Source organism: Paenibacillus sp. FSL R10-2796, assembly GCF_037965315.1.
Lineage (GTDB): Bacteria > Bacillota > Bacilli > Paenibacillales > Paenibacillaceae > Paenibacillus_AQ > Paenibacillus_AQ odorifer.
The window spans coordinates 6,386,461-6,411,003 of sequence record NZ_CP150178.1 but is presented as its reverse complement, the minus strand read 5'-3'; the positions used below and the strand labels follow the sequence as shown (position 1 = coordinate 6,411,003).

Sequence of the window (24,543 nt, the reverse complement as noted above, 5' to 3'; positions counted from 1 at the left end):
ATGGCGGGAAGTCCGAACGAAAGTCCGGGCCTCCCGCTGATTGCTTTTCACCGGTAATAACAGGACAGGAGGAATATACATGGGAGAGAGCAAGAACTCCGGACGGCATGAGTTATGGTACAAGCAGCCGGCGGCTGTATGGGAAGAGGCGCTGCCCGTAGGTAACGGCAGGCTGGGCGGCATGGTCTTTGGTGGAATCGAAGAAGAACGGATTCAATTAAATGAAGACACTCTATGGTCAGGTTTCCCGCGGGATAAAGCCAACTATGAGGCACTGCGGCATTTGGCTCCAGCTAAACAGCTAGTTGCAGAGGGGAAATACAAGGAAGCAGAAGCACTGGTGGACGCCAAAATGTTAGGCAGCCGGACGGAATCCTATCAACCGCTTGGAGATTTGCGATTGAAGTTTAATTTTGCAGGTCCTGTAGAGGATTACCGGAGAGAGCTTGATCTGGATCAGGCGTTGGCTACGGTAACCTATACTGCCGGTGGTGTAAGGATCGTACGTGAAGTATTGGCCAGCAGACCGGATGACATTATAGCTCTTCATATCCGTGCTGAGGGGGGGGAGGGCCAAGCTACTCTGCCAGATTTCTGGGCGGATCTGGCATCACCACATCCTTTCAACTCGGAGATTACTCCGGATGGCATGCTGATTATGACTGGCCGTGCCCCGTCGCATGTGGCTGATAACTACGTAGGGGATCACCCGCGTGCCGTATTATATGAAGAGGGGCTTGGCATAAGTTTTGCTGCGGTTATGGAGATCCAGACGGAAGGTGGGACTTGTGTAGCGGAGAACGGCTCGCTGTTGATTTCTGGCGCGCACTCCATTACCCTTCGTCTGGCTGCGGCAACCGATTATGCCGGGTATGACCGGATGCCGGGAAGCGGTGGCAAGCTGCCAGCGGAGTTGTGCCTAGTGCAGTTAGCTTCAGCCTCTAAAGGATACGCAGAGCTTAAGCAGCGCCACTTAGAGGATCATCAATCCTTGTTCCACCGTGTGGAGTTGACGCTTGCATCTGCTGCTTCCCGAGGAGAGCTTCCGACTGATGAGCGCCTGGTACAATACCGCGAAGGACAGGCAGATCCTGAACTGGAAGCGTTGCTGTTCCAGTATGGCCGCTACCTGATGATTGCTGGCTCACGGCCGGGGACGCAAGCTCTGAATCTGCAGGGCATTTGGAATCCCTATATTCAGCCACCATGGAACAGCAATTATACGACAAATATAAACACCGAAATGAATTATTGGCCAGCCGAGTTATGCGGATTGGGTGAATGCCATGAACCTTTAATAGATTTTATCACGGAGCTTAGCGTGGCTGGCAGCCGTACAGCGAGTATTCATTATGCCGCACGTGGCTGGACAGTACACCATAATACCGATTTGTGGCGGATGACTTCTCCATCAGACGGTAAGGCGATGTGGGCTTTTTGGCCGATGGGCGGGGTATGGCTCTCTCGCCATCTATGGGAGCGTTACGCTTTTCGTCCAGATGAGGACTATTTGCGCACAGCTTATCCCATATTAAAGGGAGCCGCATTGTTTTGTCTGGATTGGCTAGTAGAGCTGCCTGATGGAAGATGGACCACAGGTCTGTCTACCTCGCCAGAGAATGTATTTCTGACTGCTGACGGCACACCATGCAGTGTCTCGGCTGGCTCAGCTATGGATTTATCGCTTATCGCTGAGTTGTTCAAGCACTGCATTCAGGCTGCTGATATTTTAAATACCGATGTAGAGCTGCGTCAGGAGCTTATGCAGAAACAGAAACAGCTTGCCCACCAAGGGATCGCACCGGACGGAACTGTCCGCGAATGGAATGAGGATTTTGCTGAACAAGAGCCTGGGCATCGTCATGTTTCTCATTTGTATGACCTGTACCCTGGGAACGTAATTAGCCCTTCCTCCACACCAGAGCTAGCGGAGGCGGCAGCCTTAACACTGAAGAAACGCATAGAACACGGAGGTGGCCATACAGGCTGGAGCGCAGCATGGTTGCTTAATCTTTATGCGCGTCTGAAGGATGGCGAGAGTGCGGTTAGCTGTCTACGTCGCATTTTGCAAGATTCCAGTTTGCCGAACCTGTTCGGAAATCATCCTCCGTTTCAGATTGATGGAAACTTCGGCACTACAGCCGGAATAGCAGAAATGCTTTTGCAGAGTCATCAGGAGGGTCTGGAACTATTACCTGCTCTTCCAGAGGAATGGTCTGAAGGCAGCGTGAAAGGGTTGGTGGCACGTGGTGGCTTTGTCATGACTATAGAATGGAGCGGGGGCTGTTTAACTAGGGCAGAGGTTACCTCGACTCATGGCCGATCCTGCAGAATTGTTCAACACCAGCCTTTGCTCATTCAAAAACCGGATGGTACACAGATTGAAGGAGCGGGGCTGGAATTTGAAACAGTAATAGGAGAGACCTATATCATTACACCCCTAAAGAAATAATTCATATTGATCTGGCTTAGAGGCTGTTCTCAGAGTAGAATTATTCTACAGAGAACAGTCTTTTTTTGCCCAAGTCTTCATTATCTATTAAATGGAGGGTTTTGAATAAGTCTGTAGGAGCCGGAGGATCAGAATAATTATGTGGAAAAAACGCTTCACGTTGGCAAAAGTCATTCTTGGAGGAGTGATTATTTGCGCAGCCATTCCCCCGACATTGTATTGGACCTGGGGGCATGCTTATGCGGCCACGACTTCACCGACCGTTCGTTCTGTGAGTGAAATTGCCCAGAAGCTAACCGGTGCGATGAATAATCGTAGAGAGACTATCACTTTTACTTATGAGGGGAAAACCTCGAATTTAAAAACACAGATACAAACGGGTCTAGATCAAGCGATGAATAGCGATCCCTATTTGTATTACATCATAGACAGCTACGGATACACTTATCGAGGGAGCAAAAGTTCTGTAAAGGTTACGGTAGAAGTGAAATACTTGGAAACGCTGGAGCAGACCGCTTTTGTGAACAAAGAAGTAAAGGCAACGCTCAAGAAGATCATTACACCGGGCATGAATAATCATCAGAAGGTTAAGGCTATCCACGACTGGGTGGTGCTGCGTCTGAAGTATGATACCTCTTATCGTAAATATACGGCTTATGAAGGCCTGAAGAGTGGCAGTGCCGTTTGCCAAGGGTATTCGCTGTTGACCTATAAGCTGCTCAAGGAAGCGGGATTCAGTAATAAAATCGTCGAGGGCACTGCAAAACAGCCGGGAGGACGCAGCCAGTCTCATGCTTGGAATCTAGTGCTGCTCGAAGGGAGATGGTATCATCTCGACACAACTTGGGATGACCCGACACCTGATAAAGCCGGCGTGGTAAGCACCGCGTATTACTTGAAGACGGATGCACAAATGCGTCAGGACCATAGCTGGACGAAGTCTTATCCGGCAGCTTCGGTTGCCTATTATAAGACCTTGTCAGCACTTGTAGAGCGTGGAGGACAGAGCGCCGGGGTGTATAAGCAGCTTCAGAAGGACCTTAATTATGAGCTGTATGCCGAGGAACGGATTGTACGTTCAGCAGCAGATTTAATTCAGCTGGCGAATAAGGCTGTCGCTTCAGGAGAGGGATCTTTATTATTCCGTTATCACGGTAGTGGAACCCAGCTGAAGAATGATCTACAGGAGTTATATAAACTTGGACTAGAGGAAGTGTCTTATTCTAGCACTTCTTTTGATAATACGGGTGATCTAAAAGTGTATGTGACTTGGGAATAGGCAAAGGGCTAAGTAAAATCAGGAGTTGAATATACTAGATTGATTTATATAAAAAGGGATATCCCGCAGCCTTTCAGGCTTCTGGATATCCCTTTTTTGCGGAGTCTATTTATTCTGGGTGAGTACTAAGATCGCATTTTTCCAAAGGAATAATATTACTCTTGCGGAAGAAGCGATAGCCGGCCCAAATCAAGACGAATAATGGCAGACTGATATAGGAAACGGCAATACCGTACCAGTCGATGTTTCCACCTGAGAAGGCACCCATATTCTGGCCAAGGATGGCTACCGTACAAAGTACTAAGGCAAATATAGGCCCAAACGGGAACCATCTAGCCCGGTAGGGCAGCTCATCAAGGGAATGACCTTGAGCTATAAAGGCGCGTCTGAAACGATAATGGCAGACAGCGATGCCGAGCCAGTTAATAAATCCACACATACCGGAAGCATTAAGCAACCAGTTGTATACAGCACCATCACCAAAGAATGATGCTAAAAAGGCTAACATACCCACGGCTGTGGTCACGAGCAAAGCACCAACAGGAACACCGCGGCGATTAAGCTTGCCTAGAGCACGTGGAGCCATTCCATCCTTAGCCATAGCGTACAGGACGCGGGTGGAGGCGTACATTCCCGAGTTCCCGGCTGACAATACGGAGCTGAGAATGACAGCATTCATGACGGATGCGGCAATAGCAAGTCCTGCTTTATTAAATACGATCGTAAACGGACTGACTCCGATATCATCAATACCACCGCGCAGCAGATCTGGATTCGTGTAAGGAATCAGCATTCCGATTACTAGTATAGCGAGGATATAAAAGATTAATATACGCCAGAAGACTTGGCGAATAGCAATAGGTACGTTACGGCGAGGGTTCTCACTCTCACCTGCTGCAACACCGATTAGCTCGGTGCCTTGGAAGGAGAATCCCGCAGCCATAAAGACACCGACGAAAGCGAAGAAGCCACCGTGGAACGAGCTGCCCCCGATCTGGAAATTGCTGAAGCCTACGGCTTTTCCGCCCATGATTCCGAAAATCATCAAAACTCCGACAATAAGGAAGGCGATAACAGTAATAATTTTGATAATGGCAAACCAATATTCTGATTCTCCGTATCCACGAGCAGATAGGAAATTAAGACCGAACATCAGCAGCAGGAACACGAGACTCCAGAGAAAGGAGGGACTGTCCGGGAACCAATATTTAATAATGACGGTGGCGGCAGACAATTCTGCTGCAATCGTAACCGCCCAGTTATACCAGAAGTTCCAGCCGATGGCGAACCCAAAAGCGGGGCTGACGAAACGCGTGCCATAAGTGCTGAATGAGCCCGAATCCGGCAAATAGGTAGCGAGCTCTCCCAGACTGGTCATGAGGAAATAAACCATAACACCAACAGCCGTATAGGCTAGAAGTGCTCCACCGGGTCCGGCTGAAGCGATAGCGCCACCACTGGCCAGGAAGAGTCCAGTACCAATAGATCCTCCAAGCGCAATCATGGTCAAATGCCTTGCTTTAAATGATTTTTTTAGCTCAGGCGGGTTACTTACGTTGCCTTGTGCTAGATTTTGCTGCTTGCCCTGCATGATTTGACACTCCTTATGATCTAATCTTTCAATTCATGAACGGGGAGTGCTGAGCTGCTTCCTCCCGCAGAGCGGGAGAGTGTATTTGGTGGTCTCCATAAGGTTATGGACAAACACTAAATATACAAATTCTGTAAACGCAAAGAAACCGCAGACTATATCTGCGGTTTCCATCTATACAGCTCCGCATCATACTCCCTGTGAAGATAGCGCAACACATTATGACCTGCTGCTTATGCAGGTTATACAATGTGACAGTTCCGTGCCTTTCGGCAACGGCCCCAGCCTGCACCGCTGTAAGAGCGACAGTGCAGACTTCGGCAGATATTCCTTTCGACGCGATTCATAGACGGCTCTAACGTCTCCACGCGCGTACTCTTTATATCCGCGACCTCTACCTCATCTTAGTATGACGAGGCTATCTTTACTTCATTCATTTATAAACAACAGGAATTAGTATAAAGCAAGTTCGCAAGTCAAGCAATGACAAAATCCGGTAGGGAATGTTAGCTGCGACGACGCTCTGACATTTGCTGCCAAACGGTACCCGCCGCTGCTTCACCGGAAGCGATACGTTCCAAAGCCATTTTGGCCTGAAGTCCAACCTCGAATTCCGGATCTTCCGCCGCAACTGACAGCGCTTCTTGGGCATCGGATGTGCCCACCTCATAGAGGAAACGAGCTGCGCGCCAGCGGACAAGCTTGCTCTTATCTGTCAGTGCTGCCGTCATCACTGGCGTGGCGGCAGGATCGCCGATGTCGGACAGCGTATCGCCTGCCGTACGTCTCACGGCTGGCGCGCTGTCTGCCATCGCCTCATAGAGCAGCTCCATCGCTTCAGGCGTGCGAAGGTCGCCTAGATACACGACCGCAAGCCTGCGAATATGCAGCTTGGGATCGTGCAGCGCCGCCTTAAGCTCCGGCAGGAGCTCCGCCGTCGGCGTAAGATCCTCCAGCGCGGCGTAGCGCACGCGCCAATCCTCATGCTTCAGGTCTCGCAGCAGCTCATCCTGACTGCGGGTTCGTCTCTGCTCGACGAACTCGCCTTCGGCGCCGTGCGCAATGGCTTGCTGCACGAGAGAGTCGAGGCGTTCCTGCGGATACGCCGCTTCGACCTCTTGCTCCACCTCGCGTGCAATCTCCGCGGGCTCGCCATAACGCACGCCGTAATCAGTGAGCTTACGCTCTTTAATCATCACGGCGCTAGCCACATCCATAACCGCCTTCGTGAAGCGGTTTGCTAAGGAGATGCGCTCTTCATTCGCGCCGGTCTTAACGCGGATCTGCAGCGGAATTCCGCGGAACATCTGGACGAAGACTTGAGCTTCGCCGAAATGAGCGCCAGCGTTCTCATCGGCAAGACTCCAATCGTCATTTAAGCCTTCGCTGTTGCCGAAGCGGTTCTGGACTTCTCTTAGAATCGCTGCCCAATCCGCATTGCCCTTGCGTTCGAGCGCTGCAAAGTCAGCAGCGTGATAGATGCTAATAACGCCCGGTATCGTTAACATTTCGCGTGCCCAGGCCGGTGCGGAACGTTCACTTTCTGGTGTATAGGTTCTGCGAATTCCAGGTTCCAGACTTTCGTCCAAATGAAGCTTCATCGTATTTGGACTTGGAGTCGGTTCAATAAAAGTAATCTTCATACGTAGCTCCCCCTTGAACGGTATATGCACCGCCATACTTTATACACATATTATCTCATTTCTGGCGTGAAACACAAAAGGGTACTTAGATATTTTGCGGAAAAAGGGCGCACCATTACCAAGTAACTTGTATATTTTGCAAAATACTCTGCCGTTCAATATAGTTGTATTATATTCGCTAAAGTAAAGCATGCTCTGCAAACTTCTAAAGATGAGGTGCTCTATGGCTAAATTTCGCTACAATAACCTCGACAATGTGAGTACCGATAAAACACTTAAAGAGTTTCGTAAGTGGCGGGAGGAACGTCGACGGAAGAAAAAAGATTATTCATATGTAGTGCCAAGTACGCCGCCGAGGTTAGCTTATCTGGCGGAGAATCGCCTGGAGACCACCATTACGTGGATTGGGCATTCAACGTTTTTCCTTCAATATGAAGGGATGAATATCATTACTGATCCAATCTGGGCGAGAAGACTAGGCTTTGAGAAAAGATTGGGGCAACCCGGGATTCCGCTCAGCGAAGTGCCTCCCATTGACCTGATTCTGATCTCGCACTCTCATTATGACCACTTGCATATGGCTTCTATCCGTAAATTATATAGAGCAGGGACAACCCTTGTTGTTCCTATAGGCTTGAAACGAAAGATGCTCCGCAAAGGATTTCATAACTGCATAGAAATGGAATGGTGGCAGGAAAATACGCTAGGTAAAATTAAGCTTACCTTCGTGCCGACTCAGCACTGGACGCGGAGAACGCCTTGGGACACGAATACTTCTCATTGGGGAGGATACATTCTGCAGCCGATCGAATCGGATAGCGACAAGCTGCCTCCTAACCTGTATTTCGCAGGAGATAGCGGTTATTTTCCGGGTTTTAAGGAGATTGGGAGCCGCTATAAGCTTCATGTTGCACTCATGCCGATTGGAGCTTATGAACCGGAGTGGTTCATGACCTCGCAGCATGTAACCCCTGAAGAGGCTATACAAGCATTTGTAGATGTTGGAGCGGAGACCATGATTCCGATGCATTACGGCACCTATAGACTTGCTGATGATACGGCCCGGGAAGCGCTGGATCGGATGGAAAGTGCCCGGCTTAAACAGGGTATTTCTGAAGAACGAATCCGTACGCTCAGCTATGGCGAAACGCTTAGTATACAACCCGAGAATCGCATAACTGGACAATAATTGAAAAAATTCCTCCTAACTGGCGACCTCTGTACAGCAGCTGGAATAACTTTAGTATTGGAGAGAACAGCTGAAAAGGCTATTTTACGGGCTTTTTGCTCTCTATTTATGCTATAATGAGCCGAAACCCTAAGTGAAAAGGATGGTAATGCGTAATGATTAGCACAAGCGGCGTAACACTCCGCTACGGAAAACGCGCTCTCTTTGAAGATGTAAACATAAAATTCACCCCTGGTAACTGCTACGGTTTGATTGGTGCCAATGGTGCCGGTAAATCAACCTTTCTGAAAATTCTGTCTGGTGAGATCGAAGCAAATACCGGTGAGGTACATGTTACACCGGGCGAACGTCTCGCAGTACTCAAACAGAACCATTTTGAGTATGATGAATTCCCAGTACTTGAGACCGTAATTATGGGTCATACACGTCTTTATGAAATTATGAAAGAAAAGGACGCGCTTTATGCGAAGTCCGATTTCACAGAAGCGGATGGCCTGCGTGCAGGGGAGCTTGAAGGTGAGTTCGCTGAGCTTAACGGCTGGGATGCTGAGCCAGATGCAGCTGCCATGCTGATTGGTCTCGGAATTATGCGTGAACTGCATGACAAAAAAATGGCCGAACTGAGCGGCAATGAAAAGGTACGGGTACTCTTGGCGCAAGCCTTGTTTGGCCGTCCAAATAACCTGCTGCTAGATGAGCCTACCAACCACTTGGATCTCGAATCTATTGGCTGGTTAGAGAACTTCCTCATGGACTATGAAGGTACTGTTATCGTCGTATCCCATGACCGTCACTTCCTGAATAAAGTATGTACGCATATTGCGGATATTGATTTTGGCAAAATCCAGATGTACGTCGGCAACTACGACTTCTGGTATGAGTCCAGTCAGCTTGCGCAAGCTTTGCAGCGTGATTCTAACAAGAAGAAGGAAGATAAAATCAAGGAATTGCAGGCATTTATCCAGCGTTTCTCGGCCAATGCTTCCAAGTCTAAACAAGCGACATCACGTAAGAAGCAACTTGAGAAAATTACCCTGGACGACATTCGTCCGTCCAACCGTAAATATCCGTTCCTTAACTTCAAACCAGAACGTGAAGCGGGTAAACAATTGCTGACAGTCAGCGGATTGTCCAAAGCGGTTGAAGGTGAAAAGCTTCTTGATGAAATTAGCTTTGTAGTAAATAAAGGGGATAAGATTGCTTTTGTAGGCCCTTACTCCCAGCCTAAATCACTGCTATTTGATGTGATCATGGGTGAGCAAGAAGCGGATGCGGGCGAATATACATGGGGAGTAACTACAACTCAAGCGTATTTCCCGAAAGACAACTCCAGCTATTTCGATGGTGTGGAAATGAATCTTGTAGAATGGCTACGCCAGTATTCAAAAGATCAGGACGAAACTTTCCTGCGTGGATTCTTGGGCCGTATGTTGTTCGCCGGAGAAGAAGCACTGAAGAAAGCAAGTGTGCTGTCCGGGGGCGAGAAGGTTCGCTGTATGCTGGCCAAAATGATGCTCAACGGCGCGAACGTGCTTGTGTTCGATGAACCAACCAATCACTTGGATCTGGAATCCATCACGGCACTGAATAACGGGCTGATCGATTTCGATGGCACGATTCTATTCACTTCCCATGACCATCAGTTCATCCAAACCATTGCTAACCGCATCATCGAGATTACACCTACAGGTGTAATTGATCGCTCCATGAGCTACGATGAATATTTGGAGAATCCAGAAATTAAGGAAATGCGCCAGCGCATGTATCCTGTAGAAGTATAATATTTAATTTCCGCTATGCGGAAGGAATCCATGAAGCAGCTACACTAATCCTTTTAGGATCAGGGTAGCTGTCTTTATAATTTCAATTTTGAAAAGTTATTAACAAGTAGAATTCTACGGGGTGTATGCGGGGTTTCCAAGACAGGAGTCTTTAGCCCTTGAGGTTTCCCAAAGCGCATGTTTTCAGCTGGCTAATCGTACATTAAAGAGAAGCAATTATGAATTTGAAGAGTTCTAATCCATCCTATCAGGCAGGACGAACGTATAAACGGCTGCGTTTCCCCGAGGGATTCGCAGCCGTTTATGTTTAAGTATAAGTAAATACTAAGATCCGCCAGTACGACGGCGTTGGTTGTTAGGCTTTTTGTTATTTTGGCTTTTTAGCGGTTTGGCGGAACCGGCCTGAAATGTGGATCCAGGCTTGGAGGAAGATTGTTGCTTCTTCTGTTCCAGTTTTTTACGGATAGCTTCCGCTAAGTTGATTTTACCTTTATCGTTGCTTTCGCTCATTATGATAACCTCCTTCGAAGCAAGTCCTTACACTTTATTCTAATTGTTTTTAAATGCTGCCACAAGGGCAAGAATAATTGAAAGAATTCTTTTCCGTATTTTAAATAATCGGGGAAAAGAGGGGGAGCCAAGAATGACTGATATTTACGAAGATATACGTAAAGGTGAACGAGGAGCTTGGGTGAGCATAGCGGCTTACCTCATCCTATCATCATTCAAGCTGGTTTGTGGTTATTTATTTGCATCTAGCGCACTCGTAGCGGACGGGGTCAACAATTTAACAGATATCGTAGCATCCATAGCTGTACTGGTGGGGTTACGGATTTCGCGGAAGCCACCTGACTCTGACCACGCTTATGGGCACTTCCGGGCAGAGACCGTAGCGGCGTTGTTGGCTTCTTTTATCATGGCGGTAGTGGGCCTTCAAGTGATTGTGGAGGCGGTGCGTTCCTTTTTCGATCGTACAAAAGAAACGCCGCAGCTCTGGTCGGCAGGGGTGGCTATTGTATGTGCAGTAGCTATGATGGGGGTATACATATATAACAAAAGACTGGCCAAACAAATTAACAGTGGAGCACTTATGGCAGCGGCTAAGGATAATTTTTCTGATGCAATGGTCAGTGTTGGAGCCGCAGTTGGGATTGTGGGTGCACAGTTTGGTTTGCCATGGATTGATTCCGCAGCAGCTGTTCTTGTCGGACTCATTATCTCCAAGACCGCTTGGGATATTTTTCGTGATTCGACCTATCGGCTTACCGATGGCTTTGATCAAGATAAATTGATGGATCTACGCAGTACGATTGCTCGAACGCCGGGAGTTGAAGAGATTAAAGATGTGAAGGCACGGGTTCATGGTAATCATGTGCATGTGGATGTTGTAGTGGAAGTGGATGCGAATATTTCTGTGACGGAAGGTCATGAAATAAGTGATTCCATCGAAGAAAGAATGAGCAAAATGCATAATATTATGAATGTGCAGGTGCACGTGGAACCTAAAAAATAAATCACGAAATGCTATATTAAGGAAAAATAACACATATTCAAGGAGAAATCGAGACTTTAGACCTGTGTGTTACCATAAAGTGGCATGATTATATGTGAAATTTGGAGCATGTTCCAAATCCCGGGCAAGCCTATAATGAGGGCATAAAGGAATAATGTAGTACAATCCTTTATTGAAATCTCATCATGGAATTTGGGGGAACGTATGATCAAATCACATAAGCAAATTACAGCATCTTTGTTAGTATCTGCTGCAATTGTTGCAGGTTTAGGAGTATCTGCTCCTGGACAAGCAGCGGCAGCCTCAAGTTCATCTAATTCAGTTACAGCAGCTTCAGCCGTTCAAACAGGTGTGATCGAGGCTAGTGTTCGCCTTCGCAGCACCCCTTCTACTGACGGAGAAATAGTGAAGTACTTGCAAAAGGGAGATCAAGTGCAGATCCTTTCGCAGCCGAACAGCTATTGGTATCAAGTAAAAACGGCTGATGGTTCAGTGGGTTATACAAGTGCAGGAGATAAGTATATCAGCGTATCCTCTGCTTCAATAACGACACCATCGGCACAAACTGGCACCATTAAGTATGGTGTGAATCTTCGAGTTTCACCTTCAACAAGCGGGAAAATAATGAAGCTTTTGAATAAGGGAGAAAAAGTAGAAGTTCTGGCGCAGCCTAACAGTTACTGGTATCAAGTTAAAGCGGCGGATGGTAGCATCGGATATATAAGTTCAAGTGAACAATATAGTACACTTTCAGGAAACGGTGGGGGATCTGGAACGGTAACACCAACGCCTACACCTACACCTACACCTACACCCAATCCACCTGTAACAACACCGGGGGCTTCAGCCCAAATCGAACGGGTGATTGCTGCAGGCATGGGATATCTAGGAACGCCTTATGAGTATGGCTCCAGCAGAAATGATACAAGCACCTTTGATTGCTCGGACTTCATCCGGCAAATTTTTATGGATGCAGCCAATCTCAAACTGCCGGCGGATTCCCGTCAACAGGGAGATTGGGTGAAGTCGAATAGTACGGTGGTTACGTCTATTTCCAATTTGAAGCGCGGCGACTTAATGTTCTTTATGGATTATAAGGGGAATTCTGCTTCTGCTTATGAGGGAATCGACAAATCTACAGCTAGAATATCGCATGTTGCAATGTATCTAGGAGATGGACAAGTTCTACAAACTTATTCCGTAGCTTCAGGCGGGGTAAGAGTAGATAAACTAAGCGCTTCTTGGATGAATCGTTTTCTCTACGGAGGTTCGGTCATTCGCTAAATATATGAAAATGCAGGAAGCGACAGCATCGCATGTTTGTGACGGGTGAACGATGGCGGGCGTACGCGCAAGAGGGCTATCCTTTTAGTAGAATTCTCTACTGAAGGGGTAGCTCTTCCTGTTTATCTGTTCAGAATATGTACTCTCCACATAAAAAAAGGGCAGTACCATCGGCCATTTTCTTGGCTCTTGGGACACCCCTTCTTCGCTTATTGATTAATTATGGCAAAATCACATTGGCTGATACAGGAACCTTAACCCATGCTTTTCCTAGCCAAGTGTAAATTTCTCTCCATTCATTACCCCAAGTATCCGAAATGACTTCACCTGTTGTATCAAGAGTCTGAACGCCAAGCCAGCCTGCTGGAATTATACCTCCGACTGAAAAGTAGAAAGGTGTTTTCTCAGTCAGCACTATTTGCGGTGTAGCTGGACTCATATCCGCTGGAGTAATAATGGTTTCAAAAGAATTGCTGTAAGTGCTTCCAGTTACGGTTGCAGGAGCCGTAGTAGTTCCTGTTACTTCAGCTGCTGAAGCTGTAGCTGCAATGGAAGCCATAAGTCCTAAGGCTACTGTAAGGCTGGCGATTTTTTTCATGTTTGGTTCCTCCTGTGGGGGTTGGATGTATTTTTTTCCAAAAGCGCTGTTTGTTAATAAGCTAGTAAACGTAATTGATGCGTGATGAACCACCCATTCAACATTTCTTATTTTCTCAAGTGACATCCGTGCAGGAATGACCTATACTTTCTGCATGATGAATAAGATATATGGATAGATATGGGAGGGATACGAAAGTCACACCATTGAAATGAGGGGCTACATTGATCTACCTCTGCGTCCCGTGAAGAGAGAAATTACAAACAAAACCAGGAAGACGAAGAACAGGATCTTAGCAAGACCAGCAGCGGCAGCTACTAGATTGAAGAAACCAAAGATTCCGGCGATTACTGCGACTACAAGTAGTATTGCGGACCATTTTAACATTACATATCACCTATCCTTTTTTGATTAATGTAGTCATTGTATAAACGGGGGCTTTGATTTTGAAACAAAAGGGAAGAGGGACTCTTGACAACGCTCGACAAGATGTTTCGGCTTATGGGACCAGGGGTAACTATGCAGTATACAAGGCTGATTAGCCGATATTTATGAGATATGGAAGGGGTTATGAATATGATCATTGAACTTAGTGTAGCACTCGTCGCAATTGCATTCGCAGTACTTGTTTTCTTTTTAATTAAAACTTTAAAGTCGGCAAAGGATTCACTCGACAAAGTCAGCCAAACCTTGGTGGAAGTACAGAAGACGATGGATGAGCTTACTTATGAAGTGAAAACGACGGTCAGACACGCAAATGAAATCACTGCTGATGTACAGCATAAGATTCAGAAGATTGACCCAGTCATCGATTCTGTCAAGAATCTGGGTGATGTTATGAATGAGCTAACCTTAACAGTCAAACAAGTGTCAGTCACAGTGATCGAGAAATATCGTAAATCGCGTGAGCTGAAGGAGAAAAGTAAGGAAGTATCTATAAAAGAAGCTCCGCTAACTCCTGCTGAAGAACGTACTGTTAACTCCTATGATGCCATTTATACTGAGAAGTCACCGGGAAAAATAGCTACAGTGCTAAAAGGTGTAGACGTAGCTGCAACTCTTTGGAAGAAATTTCGTCATTAAGCATAAGATAGTAAAGCTTCTGTAATCGGTGGCTGCAGATAAGAAAGGTGGGTCACAACATGAACATGATGATCCTTTTATTTGGTCTTCTTTTCCCATACTTTGATGCGTCTCCACAGTTGGTGCCTATCTCTACTTTTATTGAACAACCTAAGTCGGTTCTCGCATTTGAACATGCTTCAGAATCCAGCCCATATATAAATCGCTTTGATTCTCTGCAAGGTGTCGCTTTATACACCACAAAGGAAGAACTGCTTCTGACCAAAGGCAATCCGCTTGCGGTGACAAATGATCCATTGCTAGAGACAGTGGAGTACCATTACGCAGATGTGACAGTGGGTGTGAGCGAGGGTGTTGTACTTTATGTACATGTTGCACCTCCGCAAGCACAGCAGTTCGGTTTACATGTAGATGGCGTAGAAATCGATCCTTTAACAGATAATCTGCAAGATACTCTGGGCAAACCGTATTTTATAGCCGAAGATGGGGATGTATACCTGAGAGGGAATAACGCACTCAAAATATATCGAAATTTGGCGGGTGAATTCGAAGGAATTGATTTATTTGATAGTATTTCTTCCTAATCTGTTTCATATTTGAGCAAATTGGTTAATAAACATAGGCTGTCTTTAGAATAGAGTAACCTCCAGCCCCACTAGGTATAGTGGGGCTGGAGGTTACTTTGCTGAATACGTAAATTGATCCTATGACTATATTTACATATTATGAAAATAGAAATAACACTGTGAAATAGCGTATGATATAGTTAGTAGGTTTGCAGAATTTTACGGTCGTAATACTAATCGTGTGAGGTGAAGATGATGAGAATCTTAATCGTGGATGACAATCCGACTAATGTTATCATTATCCGTGAAATCCTGAAAAAAGAAGATTACCGAAATTTCGTAACCGCATCCTCTGCCAAAGAGATGCTGGAACGGCTTGGAATCGGTTCGGGGAGTGAAGATGGACGTCCCCGGATGTCAGATATTGATCTGATTTTACTGGATATGATGATGCCAGAAATGGATGGGATCGAAGCATGTCGTGTTGTGCAGCAATACGAACATCTTAAGGATATTCCAATAATAATGGTTACAGCTGTAGGTGATTCAAAGAAATTGGCCGAAGCGCTGGATGCAGGTGCAGTAGATTATGTTACGAAACCTATTAATAAAGTGGAGCTAATGGCCCGGATTCGGCTTGCTCTGCGGTTGAAACGTGAGAAAGATTGGCATAAGGAACGGGATCAGCGGATTCAGGAGGAATTGAGACTGGCTGCACTCGTGCAGAATGCTGTACTCAGCCTACCCCTGCAGGAAGAGAATTTCGAGGTGCATGCTATCTATCAGCCTTCCTCTGAATTGGCGGGTGATTTATATGCCTGGTATCCCCTTGGGGATGGCCGATATGGCGTAATCCTCCTGGACATTATGGGACACGGTATATCGTCCTCTCTTTTTTGCATGTTCCTTGCGTCAGTATTAAAGGATACGGTAACTACCTATGTAGAGCCGGAAAAGGTAATTCAGGAACTCAATCGAAGGTTTAACCAACTTTATATTGAGAAAAAGCTGATTCAATATTATTTTACGACGATTTATCTTGTGATCGACACTCGTATAAAGCGTATTGACTACGTTAACGCCGGGCATCCACCTGCGCTATTTTTTGAGGGCGCAGCTAAGACTCCGGTCTTGCTGGAAAGTAATTGTCACCCTGTAGGCCTGTTTGAACGGATTGATATTCAGCCTCAGAGCTTGACCTACGAAGATGAAGGGCATTTGGTTCTCTATACAGATGGTCTGCTGGAGCTGGTTGAGGGTGAACAGGAAGAGCAGCTGAAGTTTATGATTAAGCATTTAAATGTTGAGCATGAATGGAAGGAAGAAACTATACGGGCTGCTTTTTTCAATGCTGATGTTCCTAAAGAGCGTGACGATGACAAATGTATAGTGTGGATCTCACTGAAGAAGGGAACAGAATGAGGATGAAAATAAAGGCTAAACTCTTAATTGGTTTTAGTGCGATGCTGGCGATTATGCTGGCACTTACTATGATTGGATACGATCGTTTGGATTATATGAATGGTCAGCTTGAGGGTTACCAGGATAGATATATGAAGGGGCGCTCTTCTTCAGGTATGCGTGGAGAAGTGAATGATATGGCGCGCATATTAACGACGACCATGTTAAGCGCGGATACATCAACGGTAGAATCACAAAAAAAAGAGATTGATAAAAAAATAGCTAAGGCGAATGAGCACTACGACAAAATAAAAGAATCAATGACTAGCGCTGAAGAGATGCAGATCGTTAATCAAATTGATGATTCTTATACGATCTATCTAAATTATCAGGAAAAAATATTGAAGCTGCTATCAGCTGGTTATTTCCAGAATGCCAGCACGTATTCTAACACAGAGGGACAAGCGATTCAGAATGCCGTGTTAAATGCTCTGAACAGTCTCTCTGATTATAATGCCTTTATTATGAATGAAGAGAGCGCAAAAGCTAAAGATGCCTATCAAAGCTCTACTCAGATGGTCATCTTGATGATGATTGTGGGCCTGCTACTTGGACTTGGAGTTGTTCTATGGATCATTCCAAGCATTACGCGGGGGCTTAATGTCGTTTCGATGATGATTACCAGCTTTGGCAACGGCAGAATACGGGCCATAAGGCGCATAAAGGTTACTTCGAAAGATGAGATTGGTGAGGTTGCCCTTGTCTTTAAGAAAATGGCGTTAGATCTTGAAGAGAAACAGCAAATGGAACAGGCTTATGCACAGGCACAGAATGATCAATCCTGGCTGAATGCAAATGTTGCTCAGGTGACAGAACTTCTCCGGGGGGTTAGCTCATTGGATCAGGTCTCACAGACCTTTATCAACGAGTTCACCCCTGTGCTCGGAGCCCAGTTTGGAGCTGTGTATTTGAAGGATGCTAATCGTCCCGATTTTTTACGAAGCAGTGGTTATTATGCAGTAGATAACGATAAGAAACCAAAGGAAGGTTTTTTGATTGGAGAAGGGCTTGTAGGACAAAGTGCGCTTGATATGCACCCAATCAGATTGGAGCGGGCTCCTGAAGATTATATCTCCGTGAAATCCGGCTTTGTGGATTCACAGCCAGGATATATTTCCATTCATCCGCTTATTTTTGAAGACGAGCTGCTCGGTGTAGTAGAATTCGCTTCATTCCAGCCATTTAGCAGTCTGAAAAATGATTTGCTGCAACAACTTGCGAATAATTTAAGCATTATTTTCAATAATATTAGTCGTCGTCTGATTGTAGAGAAATTACTGCGTGAGTCACAAGCACTCACGGAAGAACTGCAATGTCAGTCAGAGGAGCTGCAGACTCAGCAAGAAGAACTGCGTCGTTCTAATGAGAACTTGGAAGAGCAGACAGATGCGCTTAAGCGTTCAGAAGAACTGCTGCAACGTCAGCAGGAGGAACTGGAGCATTACAATACGGAACTCGTCGCCAAGACTCGTGCACTAGAGGAACAAGTGCAGGAGGTCGAGGAGAAAAAAGATGAAATTGAGCATGCTAAGGTTCAGCTAGAGAAACAGGCTATGCAATTATCCGTGACTAGTAAGTATAAATCGGAATTTATGGCGAACATGTCCCATGAATTGCGGACGCCGCTCAACAGTCTGCTGATCTTGTCCCAGCTGCTTACCGAGAACAAAGATGGTAATTTAACGGAGAAGCAGGTTGAATTTGCCCATACGATTTATATGTCAGGTGCTGACCTGCTTAAGATGATTGATGAAATTTTAGACCTGTCCAAGGTTGATGCAGGAAAAATGGAACTGAATCATGAAGAAATTAAACTGACTGAGCTGAAAAGCTTTGTGAAGCAGAATTTTGCTCCGCAGGCGATCAAAAAAGGACTCTCCTTACGGATAGCCTTTAACGAGCCGCTGCCAGATAGCGTAATTGCCGATAGTCACCGGTTGAAGCAGGTTTTAAGAAACCTGCTTTCCAATGCCTTTAAATTTACAACCGAAGGTTTTATCGAGTTTTCAGTTAGCCCGGCAGATAATAATCTCTTGCCACTAAATCTGCCGAGTGATAATGAATATATTGCTATTGCTGTGAAGGACAGTGGCATTGGTATTCCGGCTGACAAAACAGATATTGTATTCGAAGCCTTCCAGCAAGTAGACGGAACAACCAGCCGTAAATATGGAGGCACGGGGTTGGGATTGTCGATCAGCCGTGAATTGGTTCGTATAATGGGTGGAGCTATTGTGCTCGAATCCCGTGAGGGACAAGGCAGTACCTTCACTTTATATTTGCCGGTGAAGGCAAATTACAGTAACCAACGTGCAGAAATAGAAGCTGCGGTGTCCAAAGAGGATTCCACATATGATGAATATATTGGAGACATGCTTCCAACCTTAGTGCCAGCAGCCGTTAACGTACCCCTTCCACAACTGACAATTGAGGATGACCGTGACAATTTGACGGCGAATGACAAAGTCCTGCTTATTATTGAAGATGATGAAAGCTTTGCGAAAATCTTGTTAGACATGGCTCGTGGGCGCAGATTTAAAGGTTTAGTAGCGCTTCAAGGCGATATAGGACTGCAGATGGCAAAAACTTATTTGCCAGATGCGATCATTCTCGATATACAGCTGCCTGTAATGGACGGCTGGACCATCCTTAGAGAGCTGAAAAGTGCATCTCAGACCCGTCACATTCCTGTTCATGTTATCTCAGTGAACGATGAAGTGAAGCAAGGATTAATGATGGGAGCTATGGCGTATCTTAGAAAACCATCTTCAAGAGAAGCATTGGAGCGGGCTTTCTCACAAATTGAGAACTATACGTCCAGCACAGTGAAGTACCTTCTGATTGTTGAAGATGATGAGATTCAACGTCGTTCCATTATGGAATTGATCGGTCACGATGATGTAGCTATCACCGCGGTATCAACCGGCAATGAGGCACTGATGGAGCTGCGCAAGCAGAGATATGATTGTATGGTTCTGGATCTTATGCTTGGGGATATGAACGGCTTTGAATTGCTGGATCAGATTCGTGATGATGAAGAATTAAATGATCTTCCTATTATTATTTATACAGGTAAGGATTTAGATAGCAAAGAGGAGACACAGCTCCGCAAGTATGCTGAATCCATAATTATTAAGGATGTTCGTTCTCCGGAACGACTACTGGATGAGACAACGTTGTTCTTGCACCGGGTAGAAGCCAATCTTCCGGAAGATAAACGTAAAATTTTGCAGAAGCTGCATAACAAAGAAGAGTTATTCGAAGGGAAGAAAATACTGCTCGTCGATGATGATATTCGTAATGTTTTTGCACTCTCTAGTGTACTGGAAGAATACCACATGGAAGTGAAGTTTGCGGAGAATGGACGTGAAGCGCTGGAAATGCTGGTAGAGCAGGAAGATTTTGATCTCGTGCTTATGGATATGATGATGCCGGAAATGGACGGATATGAAGCTATGCGCCGAATCCGTGAAATGCCGCAATATCAGAAACTGCCTATTATTGCGCTTACCGCCAAAGCAATGAAAGAGGATCGCGCCAAATGTATTGAAGCGGGAGCTTCTGATTATATGAAGAAACCGATCGCAACAGGTCAACTTCTTTCGTTAATGCGTGTCTGGTTGTATTCGTAAACTCAAATTTGGGGTAATACCTTTTTAAGAACTAACATGACTAGAATTACGGTGTGTTAATAAGGGAGTCGGGATAACAATGAAAGCGATAGAACACGGATATGAGGAGCAGCCCGTTATGGTAGGAAGTGACGAGTTGGAGCAAATTGAGATCGAGCTGCTCCTTGATGGAGTACACCGTTTATATGGATATGATTTCCGGAATTATGCGTTGCCTTCTTTGAAGCGACGTATCTGGCATCATGTGCATGCGGAGAATGTACACAGCATATCCGCGCTGCAAGAAAAGGTGCTGCATGATCGTGCCTGCTTTGAACGATTTGTCTATAGTCTCTCCATTCCGGTTACCGAAATGTTTAGGGACCCGGGGTTATTTTTAACGTTTCGCCAGAAGGTAGTTCCGTTGTTGAGGACTTATCCCTATATTCGTATCTGGCATGCCGGATGCTCCACTGGTGAAGAAGTATACTCTATGGCCATCCTGCTTCATGAAGAAGGGCTTTACGATAAGGCTCGGATTTATGCCACAGATATGAATGAGCGTTCTTTACAGCAGGCTAAGGAAGGCGTCTATGATATTAGCAGAATGAAGCAATACACTAAGAATTATTTGGAGGCGGGAGGTACCCGGGCATTCTCTGAATACTATACAGCGAAGTATAACTCGGTTATTTTACAGCCATATTTACGCAAAAACATTATATTCGCTGAGCATAACTTGGCTACAGATACTTCTTTTAATGAGTTTAATGTTATTTTCTGCCGCAATGTGATGATTTATTTCAATGATGAGCTGCGGGATCATGTTCACGGCTTGTTTCATGAAAGTTTGAGTCGTTTTGGAATACTTGTTCTAGGCTCTAAAGAATCCATTCACTTTACGAAGTACAGCGATTGTTATGAGTCTTTGGACAGAGTAGAAAAAATATACCGTAACATAAAATAACGCATGAAGGAGGGTGGTCCTATGGGGTTTCAAGAACCAATTCATATACTACTAGTAGATGACCGTCCTGAAAATCTGCTGGCGCTGGAGGCGGTACTTGAAAGCCAGCATTATGAGCTAGTCAAAGCCACCTCCGGCGAAGAAGCGCTGCGGTGTTTGTTAAGGTATGATTTTGCTGTCATCGTACTGGACGTGCAGATGCCAGGTATGGATGGGATCGAGACCGCAAAGTTGATTAAAGCCAGAGAAAAAACAAAGGAAATTCCGATTATCTTTATCTCTGCGAATAGTAAGGAAGCGGAGCATTTATTCGCGGGCTATTCTGCAGGGGCTATTGATTATATGGTCAAGCCCTTCATTCCACAAATTCTGAAGTCTAAGATACAAGGTTTTGTCGAAATGTATATTACGAGCAAAAAACATCAGACTCAGACCATGCTGCTGCAGCAAAAGACGAAAGAACTGGAAATCATAAATAGTGAGCTCGTAAAGGCTAAGGAAGAGGCGGAGATCGCCTCCAAAGCGAAGTCGGAATTTCTGGCTATGATGAGTCATGAGATTCGTACACCAATGAATGGCGTAGTGGGTATGATTGATTTATTAATGGAGACTGACCTTGCTCCTGAGCAGAAGGAGTATTCTGAGATCATTCGGAAAAGTGCAGACACGTTGATTACGGTTATAAACGATATTCTTGATTTCACCAAAATGGAATCCGGTAAAATGGAAATCGAAGAGCAGCTGTTCGAACTTCGCACATGTATTCAAGAGGTGTTCAGCCTCTTTTCGGTGGAAGCGGGAAAAAAGAACCTGGAGCTCGCTTATTTTATCGATCAGAAGTTGCCTAGACTTTTATATGGAGATATGGCCCGTTTACGCCAAGTATTAATTAATCTGATTGCTAACGCAGTTAAATTTACGAATCAAGGCGGTGTCTATTTAGTCGCTTCCATCAAAGAAACATCTGGGAACAAGGTAGAAGTCGAGTTCACGATCATGGATACAGGGATTGGTATTTCTCCAGAGAAATGCGACCGATTGTTCCAACCGTTCTCACAGCTGGATTCTTCAATGACACGCAAATACGGGGGGACAGGGCTTGGTTTAGCCATATGTAAATCCCTTGTAGGCATGATGGGCGGAGAAATACGGGTAGAATCCATGGAGCAAAAAGGAGCTACCTTTATTTTTACGATACAAGCATCCGTACCTGGAGAAGATTTGACAGGAGGTTATCAAGAAGAGGAATCGCCTCATCTTCTTCTTAATCAGGAGAGCAGAAGCCGAATCCTTGTTGTAGATGACCATCCTATCAATCAGCGTCTGATGGTTAGCATGCTAGATAAGCTCGGCTATGAAGCTGATATGGCTGAGGACGGGAAACAGGCTGTGCAAATGGCGCTTAAGCAGCCCTATGATTTTATCTTTATGGATCTCCAAATGCCAGTAATGGATGGTCTGGAGGCAACCGCTCAAATCCGTCGAGAAGGCGGTCCGGCGGCTGAGAAGACTATTATTATTGCAATGACTGCGAATGTCATGGATGGCATCCAGAATCGCTGTAAAGCCTCAGGAATGGATGACTATATCAGCAAGCCACTTAAGATGAGTAGTATTAAGCAGATTATCTCTCGGTATTCTAGCAGCGATAATCGGATGGTTGAACCAGATACATCTATTTTTCAGGCGTAACCCAATATTTACTAGTTTATATTTTAATGTTATTTGTTTCAAAGGTAGGACTATGAGGTTATTAATATAGAAAATATTTATCAGGAGAGATCGTCTATGAACACGCATAAAAGTAATAAGTTTCACGCTAAGACAGAGACAAAAGAAAGTGTATGTACGGTTTTCCTGAATGGTGAACTTGATCTGTCCGTTGCTTCCGATTTCCGTTTGGTAATGGAGCCGCTTGTAGGTGATACGAAGCATGATTTAGTAATAAATCTTAAAGAATTAAAATACATCGATAGCACGGGTATTGGTATTCTACTTTCGATCCTGAAATCAAGACAAGGTATGGACGTTAAGTTTATGGTTGAGGATGTTCCTCCCCAAATTCAGAAGCTGTTTGACATGACTGGTATTACCAAGTTTTTTGCCTCCCAAGAGAATTCCCACTAGGAAAGGATAGAACAAAGAATGAGTGATGATGTGCAAAAAGTAATTCTTCAGCTGCCGGCTAGCGCAGAGTATGTGGATATTGTTAGGTTGAATTTATATGGTATTGCTTCAAAAATGGGCTTCACCTACGAAGATATTGAAGATATGAAGGTAGCTGTATCAGAGGCGTGTAACAACTCAGTATTGTACGCCTATGGACAACAAGACGGAATGGTTGATGTAATCTTTGAGGTGGGTGAAAGTGCCCTATCCATTACAGTCAAAGACGAGGGGGAGAGCTTTGACGGTTTGGAAGACTCGTCCAGTGAGCGTATGACACTGCATGATAAAGAGTTAAGTGACGTTCAGGTCGGCGGTTTAGGGTTCTACTTAATGCAAGCGTTGATGGATGACGTGAGCGTCGTAAGTGAGGCCGGAAGAGGGACGGTAGTAACTTTGAAGAAGCACCTTAACTTTAGCGAGGAAAAGGTATGAGTGATAAGGCGACTCCCCCCGAGTCCATGAATGAAGCAGTCACCCAAATTTGGGAATATCAGCAGACTAAGGATAATGAACGCGCAACAGTGCTGATTCAGAAATATGAGCCTATGGTAAAAATGGCTGCTGGAAAAATTTCTCGCAACCGCCCCGACTTGTATGAGGATTTATATCAGGTCGGGCAAATGGCGCTCATCCGGTTATTACAGCAATATGATATTAGCCTTGGAATCCCTTTTGAGCCCTATGCGATGAAAAGCATGATTGGACATATGAAGAATTTCCTGCGTGATAAATCTTGGTACATACAGGTACCTAGACGGATTAAAGAAAAGGGAGCACTTGTTCAACACGCGATTGACGAACTAACAGTGAAGCTGGAACGTTCGCCTGCGGTGGATGAGATTGCTCATTATCTTGATTTGTCTGTTGAAGAAACTGTAGAAGTACTGGCGGGCAGAGAATGTTATCATTACGTCTCCCTAGACTCGCCCCTTTCTCAAGAGGAGACAGGAGCTACACTAGGCGAGCTGATCAGCTCTGACGCAAATGATTACGAGACCGTAGAGAAACGTATGGATTTGCAACAAGCACTAGGTCAATTGAAGGAACAGGAGCAGCAGGTGCTGCTGTTAGCGTTCCAAGATGGACAATCCCAGCGGGCGATCGCCCAGAAGCTGGGGGTATCACAGATGAGCGTTTCACGCATACAGAAGCGGGCCACTGAGAAGTTAAAGCAGATTATGGCCAACTCTTCCTATTGAGTTCCTGTATGGGTAATATACATTTTCGACGATAAGGACATGCCTCTCTCCGCTGACTGGAGACCCGCATGTCCTTTATTTGTATTCGTAGACTTATTCCCCCGCTTGTCCGTCCAACCTAGAGGATTAGACGGACAAGCGGGGGAAGCGGTCGATA

At 45.5% G+C, this 24,543-nt stretch carries 20 protein-coding genes and 1 riboswitch; of the genes, 15 read left to right on the top strand and 5 right to left on the bottom strand.

The genetic code is table 11. The annotated features are described in order from the left end of the window. Positions 1–79 precede the first annotated feature (79 nt). Both NST58_RS28595 and NST58_RS28590 read left to right on the top strand, forming a co-directional pair. Positions 80–2,452 (top strand): glycoside hydrolase family 95 protein, encoded by a 2,373-nt coding sequence (locus NST58_RS28595; RefSeq protein ID WP_339245016.1) that lies wholly within the window; start codon positions 80–82, stop codon positions 2,450–2,452. A 139-nt stretch (positions 2,453–2,591) separates the two neighbouring features. Then, a complete protein-coding gene (locus NST58_RS28590; protein WP_076273155.1) occupies positions 2,592–3,731 on the top strand; it encodes a transglutaminase domain-containing protein in 1,140 nt (379 codons plus the stop codon). 109 nt (positions 3,732–3,840) lie between these two features. On the opposite strand, the gene NST58_RS28585 is transcribed toward NST58_RS28590, so the two are convergent. Next, positions 3,841–5,322, bottom strand: coding sequence for an amino acid permease (locus NST58_RS28585; protein WP_076219968.1), 1,482 nt, complete (start codon positions 5,320–5,322; stop codon positions 3,841–3,843). A gap of 199 nt (positions 5,323–5,521) precedes the next feature. Then, positions 5,522–5,727: riboswitch (Lysine riboswitch) on the bottom strand. 101 nt (positions 5,728–5,828) lie between these two features. Continuing rightward, entirely contained in the window at positions 5,829–6,965 is a 1,137-nt protein-coding gene (locus tag NST58_RS28580) for a virulence factor (RefSeq protein WP_339245011.1), read from the bottom strand. A gap of 223 nt (positions 6,966–7,188) precedes the next feature. Here NST58_RS28580 and NST58_RS28575 point away from each other — a divergent pair, with 223 nt between their 5' ends. Together NST58_RS28575 and NST58_RS28570 are read left to right on the top strand one after the other, a co-directional pair. Then, the gene (locus NST58_RS28575; protein ID WP_339245008.1) at positions 7,189–8,154 is read left to right on the top strand and encodes an MBL fold metallo-hydrolase; all 966 of its coding nucleotides are present in this window, start codon (positions 7,189–7,191) and stop codon (positions 8,152–8,154) included. Between the two features lie 155 nt (positions 8,155–8,309). Then, on the top strand, positions 8,310–9,935 hold the full coding sequence (locus tag NST58_RS28570; protein ID WP_036680232.1) for an ATP-binding cassette domain-containing protein: 1,626 nt from the start codon (positions 8,310–8,312) through the stop codon (positions 9,933–9,935). A 324-nt stretch (positions 9,936–10,259) separates the two neighbouring features. On the opposite strand, the gene NST58_RS28565 is transcribed toward NST58_RS28570, so the two are convergent. Beyond that, positions 10,260–10,445, bottom strand: coding sequence for a hypothetical protein (locus NST58_RS28565; RefSeq protein WP_036680230.1), 186 nt, complete (start codon positions 10,443–10,445; stop codon positions 10,260–10,262). A 133-nt stretch (positions 10,446–10,578) separates the two neighbouring features. Between NST58_RS28565 and NST58_RS28560 the strand changes: the two genes are divergently transcribed. Then, positions 10,579–11,448 carry a cation diffusion facilitator family transporter gene (locus NST58_RS28560; RefSeq protein WP_076128688.1) on the top strand — a complete coding sequence of 290 codons (870 nt, stop codon included), beginning with the start codon at positions 10,579–10,581 and terminating at the stop codon, positions 11,446–11,448. Positions 11,449–11,652: 204 nt separating this feature from the next. Then, positions 11,653–12,732, top strand: coding sequence for an SH3 domain-containing C40 family peptidase (locus NST58_RS28555; RefSeq protein WP_339245004.1), 1,080 nt, complete (start codon positions 11,653–11,655; stop codon positions 12,730–12,732). Positions 12,733–12,952: 220 nt separating this feature from the next. Here NST58_RS28555 and NST58_RS28550 read toward each other — a convergent pair whose 3' ends face one another. After that, entirely contained in the window at positions 12,953–13,330 is a 378-nt protein-coding gene (locus tag NST58_RS28550) for a hypothetical protein (protein ID WP_076128684.1), read from the bottom strand. Positions 13,331–13,549: 219 nt separating this feature from the next. After that, positions 13,550–13,717: a DUF1328 domain-containing protein gene (locus NST58_RS28545; RefSeq protein WP_036680225.1), complete on the bottom strand. Its 168-nt coding sequence runs from the start codon at positions 13,715–13,717 to the stop codon at positions 13,550–13,552. Between the two features lie 189 nt (positions 13,718–13,906). On the opposite strand from NST58_RS28545, the gene NST58_RS28540 reads away from it, so the two are divergent. The 9 genes from NST58_RS28540 to NST58_RS28500 all read left to right on the top strand — a co-directional run bounded on the left by NST58_RS28540 (position 13,907) and on the right by NST58_RS28500 (position 24,386). Continuing rightward, positions 13,907–14,413, top strand: a complete 507-nt coding sequence (locus tag NST58_RS28540) for a DUF948 domain-containing protein (RefSeq protein ID WP_076146325.1) — start codon at positions 13,907–13,909, stop codon at positions 14,411–14,413. Between the two features lie 59 nt (positions 14,414–14,472). Next, complete coding sequence (locus NST58_RS28535) at positions 14,473–14,997, top strand: hypothetical protein (protein WP_339245002.1); 525 nt, start codon at positions 14,473–14,475, stop codon at positions 14,995–14,997. 237 nt (positions 14,998–15,234) lie between these two features. Further along, positions 15,235–16,401 carry a fused response regulator/phosphatase gene (locus NST58_RS28530; protein ID WP_076128679.1) on the top strand — a complete coding sequence of 389 codons (1,167 nt, stop codon included), beginning with the start codon at positions 15,235–15,237 and terminating at the stop codon, positions 16,399–16,401. Between the two features lie 2 nt (positions 16,402–16,403). Further along, complete coding sequence (locus tag NST58_RS28525; protein WP_339248808.1) at positions 16,404–20,072, top strand: response regulator; 3,669 nt, start codon at positions 16,404–16,406, stop codon at positions 20,070–20,072. A 79-nt stretch (positions 20,073–20,151) separates the two neighbouring features. Beyond that, on the top strand, positions 20,152–21,018 hold the full coding sequence (locus NST58_RS28520) for a protein-glutamate O-methyltransferase CheR (protein WP_051491113.1): 867 nt from the start codon (positions 20,152–20,154) through the stop codon (positions 21,016–21,018). A 21-nt stretch (positions 21,019–21,039) separates the two neighbouring features. Further along, a complete protein-coding gene (locus NST58_RS28515; protein WP_076224272.1) occupies positions 21,040–22,710 on the top strand; it encodes a response regulator in 1,671 nt (556 codons plus the stop codon). Positions 22,711–22,806: 96 nt separating this feature from the next. Then, complete coding sequence (locus NST58_RS28510) at positions 22,807–23,145, top strand: STAS domain-containing protein (protein WP_076128675.1); 339 nt, start codon at positions 22,807–22,809, stop codon at positions 23,143–23,145. 18 nt (positions 23,146–23,163) lie between these two features. Further along, positions 23,164–23,619: an anti-sigma B factor RsbW gene (gene rsbW, locus NST58_RS28505; protein ID WP_036680217.1), complete on the top strand. Its 456-nt coding sequence runs from the start codon at positions 23,164–23,166 to the stop codon at positions 23,617–23,619. Then, complete coding sequence (locus NST58_RS28500) at positions 23,616–24,386, top strand: sigma-70 family RNA polymerase sigma factor (protein ID WP_339244999.1); 771 nt, start codon at positions 23,616–23,618, stop codon at positions 24,384–24,386. Before rsbW ends, NST58_RS28500 begins: the two co-directional genes overlap by 4 nt. Positions 24,387–24,543: the final 157 nt, after the last annotated feature.